This is a genomic window from uncultured Methanobrevibacter sp. (assembly GCF_902774605.1).
Classification (GTDB): Archaea; Methanobacteriota; Methanobacteria; order Methanobacteriales; family Methanobacteriaceae; genus Methanocatella.
The window spans coordinates 1-3,378 of record NZ_CACYJE010000094.1 but is presented as its reverse complement, the minus strand read 5'-3'; the positions used below and the strand labels follow the sequence as shown (position 1 = coordinate 3,378).

At 40.2% G+C, this 3,378-nt stretch carries 6 protein-coding genes; all 6 read left to right on the top strand.

Features of this window, described 5'->3' with window-relative positions:
• Positions 1-976: AMP-binding protein (locus QZU77_RS10620; protein WP_295603925.1), on the top strand; the 976-nt coding region annotated here is incomplete at its 5' end.
• Positions 977-1,411: 435 nt separating this feature from the next.
• Complete coding sequence (locus QZU77_RS10615; protein ID WP_295603922.1) at positions 1,412-1,921, top strand: hypothetical protein; 510 nt, start codon at positions 1,412-1,414, stop codon at positions 1,919-1,921.
• Positions 1,918-2,070 carry a hypothetical protein gene (locus QZU77_RS10610; protein WP_295603921.1) on the top strand — a complete coding sequence of 51 codons (153 nt, stop codon included), beginning with the start codon at positions 1,918-1,920 and terminating at the stop codon, positions 2,068-2,070. The genes QZU77_RS10615 and QZU77_RS10610 overlap by 4 nt, the downstream gene beginning before the upstream one ends.
• Complete coding sequence (locus tag QZU77_RS10605) at positions 2,052-2,438, top strand: hypothetical protein (protein ID WP_295603919.1); 387 nt, start codon at positions 2,052-2,054, stop codon at positions 2,436-2,438. The genes QZU77_RS10610 and QZU77_RS10605 overlap by 19 nt, the downstream gene beginning before the upstream one ends.
• A 98-nt stretch (positions 2,439-2,536) precedes the next feature.
• Positions 2,537-2,800, top strand: a complete 264-nt coding sequence (locus tag QZU77_RS10600; RefSeq protein ID WP_295603917.1) for a hypothetical protein — start codon at positions 2,537-2,539, stop codon at positions 2,798-2,800.
• Positions 2,801-2,986: 186 nt separating this feature from the next.
• Positions 2,987-3,378, top strand: a 392-nt coding sequence (locus QZU77_RS10595) for a hypothetical protein (RefSeq protein WP_295603915.1), incomplete at its 3' end; no start/stop codon positions are given.

The window sequence follows — 3,378 nt, the reverse complement described above, 5'->3', positions numbered from 1 at the left end:
TCCTGAGGACAGATTGCTTCTCCAAGTGCCGTTATTCCATTGTTTCGGTACAGTGCTTGGTGTAATGGCAGTGATCACTCACGGGTCAACCATGGTTGTTCTGGAGGAATATGATCCGCTTTTAGCAATATCCTCAATCCAAAAGGAAAAGTGCACTTCAATATATGGCGTGCCAACAATGTTTATCGGAATGATGAACCATCCGATGTTTGACATGTTCGACATGAGCTCACTTCGTACAGGAATCATGGCAGGTTCAACCTGTCCAGTCGAGACCATGAAGGATGCGATTGAGAAAATGAACATGAAAGGAATAACCAGCGTATACGGTCTTACCGAGGCGGCACCTGGTTTTACACAGACAAACGCAAAGGATTCATTCGAGAAGAAAATCAACACTGTTGGACGCAAGTTCCCAAACATTGAAGTTAAGATCGTCGACCCTGAAACCGGTGAAGAGTTAGGTCCTGGCGAAACAGGCGAAATCATGTGTCGTGGTTTCAACGTGATGAAAGGATACTACAACATGCCTGAAAAGACCGCAGAGACAATTGAACCGGACGGATGGCTTCACTCAGGTGACCTTGCAACAGTGGATGAGGACGGTTACTACTCTATCGTGGGCCGTATCAAGGACATGATCATCCGTGGTGGGGAAAACATTTACCCTCGTGAAATCGAGGAGTTCCTTTTCACTAATGAATGCGTTCAGGACGTGCAGGTTGCAGGAATACCTGACGAGAAGTACGGTGAAATCGTGGGAGCATTCATAATCAAGGAGCCTGGCTTTGATGATGTGACAGAAGCCGACATTCGTGATTTCTGTATCGGATCCATCGCAAGGTACAAGGTGCCTAAATACGTGTTCTTCGTTGAGGAGTTCCCATTGACCACCAGTGGTAAAATCCAGAAGTACAAGCTGGGTGACCTGGGCCTTGAACTCTTGGAGGAAAGGCGCAAGAATGGGGAATTATAGATTCTCCAATAACTTACTTTTTTTCACTTATTTTTCATTGAACCAAAACCTTTATATATAACATAGTGACATAAATAATTATGCACTTTAAATTGTAAATACATTAAACCACATCATTTAAATTGTAATACATTTCGACTCTATATGGACTTTTTAATATAAAAAGGGGCTGATAAAAATGACACCACAAGCAGAATCAACTACTTACTGGAGAGTAGTGTTCTTTTAAGCTTATCATTGTTGCTTAATCTAATAAAATCAAACTTAAAAAAGTTATTTCACCCCATGATTAAGCAACTATTCACATATAAATACTTTAAAAGCAATCACTTAGCTATGCTTTTAAACAATCAGTAACCAAAACCATTATAGCGTTAAAAACATGCCTGTTAATCCGCTATATGTGAACTGTCATCATTTAAGAGGGAATAAAATATGGAGAAATCTCAAAAAAATATTAATATTAGAAAGACTGTCGAACACTCAATTGCCGGAGGAAAGGATTTCCACTTCTACGTGGATGAACTGGCTCCAGACAATACCATGCCCACCTACAAGGGGGAGGCTGATGAAAAATACGTCTACAAGGAAATGGATGATGAATTCTTTGATTTTCTTGAAAGGAAATCCAATGAAAACGGAATTTTCATCCGACTGGTGTTTTCAAAAACCATAAGAAAGGATGGGTCAACCCTACACGAATTGACCATCGCTGATGCCCTGGAGGAGTTCAAGGCAGATGGGCAATACGATGAGGGAATTCCAGAATTCGTTGATTATGGCATCAAGGTCCAAAATGGTGAAGTCACCTTTGGAGCATCCATCAACCATGATGATCGTCAGTTCCGCTTTTATGAGTTCGGATCTGCTGAGGAGGAGTTCTTATCGCCTGACAATCCACTGAACAGGCGCATTGTTGAAATCATGGAGGGGATGATTAAATGATCAACAGTCTGTTGACTGCAATCCAGTTGCTGCTGATTGTTTTCTCATTGTCATTGGTGTTCTATAATCTGATGATTGGGGACAATAAGAGAAGCACTTATATTGGATTGCTTTTAAATTCATGTCTTTTATGGTTAGTATTGATTTAAATGAGGTTATAATGGAGTTAAATTGGCTAAGATATTCATCAGAGATTGAGGACTTTCTAAGTGCACAGACACTTGAGCAGATAGATTATGGAGTGTTGGATTTATCGAATGTTGGAGATTATGGGTTGAGAGAGGTCTTGGGCTTTTTGGAGGAGCTTTTGACCATGGAGCTGAAAGTTAATTATTATGAAAACGAAACAGGACTATTCCGTGTCCAGGTTTTCGAGGGCAGGTACTGCTACACTGAATTTGGACATGTTTTGGAGGCAGATTCCATCTGTGAGCTGAGGGAACTGGTCTTGAGTGAGAACAGGATATGGTATGTCTTTGATGAAGTCTTGGCACAGGAGATTATCGGGAGGTTTTAGTAATCAAGCAGTTAATATTCATGATAGCGTACCTGTTGGGATGCATAGTATTTGGATTGGCCCTTAAGGGCACGTTGGTGATTTAGGAGGCGATATATGTGAGGAATTGTCCGAACTGCGGCAAGATATTGAATGATGATTACGCATTCTGCTGGAAATGCGGATGCAACTTGAACAATGGGGACATTGGGGATTTCACAACAGGTCTCCTCAATGTCTTCAAGGACGATGAAGAGTATATTTACATTTACTCTGTCCATGGAAAACAGGTTATATTACGGGCATCAACAATTGACGAGCTTAGGATGCTTGTGGAAGTGAATAAGTTTCCATGGATGGATCTGGAAAGCGTTGAGGGTTAACCCTTAATTCTTTCTTATCATTTTGACAGCCGTTCAACTGGGGTTTTTTAGTTCAATCACTTACTTAATTCATTTGTTCATTCACCTTTGTTTATCTCCTATATTGTATTTTTCCCTGGTTGAACGGTAATAATCTACTTATTTTGAAAACTTATTTAATCTATCCGATACATAAATTAAATTATAATGATTAGTGAAGTTATTGTTTCAAGACTGGATGAACTCATCGGGGATTATGACACTCCCTTTTTCAACTACCTGCTCTACTCCTATGACTTGAGCCTGAATGATTGTGAAAATATCATTGATGAGTTGAAATCAGACATCAGGACCAATCAGGTAGTGACAGATAATGTTGCATCCACATTGGAGGAGCGCTTCAAAGACAGGGTCGTAGAGATGGAAAAAAATTCCAAGCTTGACTATCTCACTGAGTTAATCAGCAGCGATAATGAATTCTATATCAAATACCTGAAAAAGCATAACCTGTCCTCGGATGAGATCGGCCTGATTTACGGCAAGGTTGAAGATAGGATATTAAAGGACAACATTACGGATTTTGAAATCAAGCGCTACCT

Coding starts and splice junctions, on each gene's coding strand:
- QZU77_RS10610 (WP_295603921.1), top strand. CDS start 1,918: ATGATCAACAGTCTGTTGACTGCAATCCAGTTGCTGCTGATTGTTTTC.
- QZU77_RS10605 (WP_295603919.1), top strand. CDS start 2,052: ATGGTTAGTATTGATTTAAATGAGGTTATAATGGAGTTAAATTGGCTA.
- QZU77_RS10615 (WP_295603922.1), top strand. CDS start 1,412: ATGGAGAAATCTCAAAAAAATATTAATATTAGAAAGACTGTCGAACAC.